The sequence below is a fragment of the Aquabacterium sp. A08 genome, from assembly GCF_011742065.1.
The window spans coordinates 1-389 of sequence record NZ_JAAQQT010000154.1; the positions used below are offsets into that span (position 1 = coordinate 1).

The 389-nt window shown below is 70.7% G+C and carries 1 pseudogene; it reads left to right on the plus strand.

Annotation, left to right across the window (positions count from 1 at the left end):
• Positions 1–389: pseudogene (locus HA630_RS00870) on the plus strand (ammonium transporter); the annotation flags it as partial.

A 389-nucleotide genomic window follows, 5' to 3' on the forward strand; every position in this document is an offset into this window, starting at 1 on the left:
CCCGCCGGCAACCTGCCGCTGGCCATGCTGGGCTGCCTGTTGCTGTTTTTCGGCTGGATCGGCTTCAACGGCGGCAGCACGCTGGGCTTCACCGAAGCGGTGCCGGGCATTCTGGTCAACACCACCCTGGCGGCCACCGCCGGTTGTGCCACCGGGCTGGTGCTCGGTCGCGTCTGGCACGGCTACTACGAGACGATGTACCTCATCAATGGCCTGATCGCCGGGTTGGTGGCCGTCACCGCTGGGGCCCACGCGGTCTCGCCCCTGGAGGCGCTGCTGATTGGCGCTGTAGGGGCCGGCCTGATGGCCTGGGCCAGCGAGGCCCTGCTGCGCCACCGCATCGACGACGCGGTGGGCGCCATCCCGGCGCACCTGGTGGCCGGCGTCTG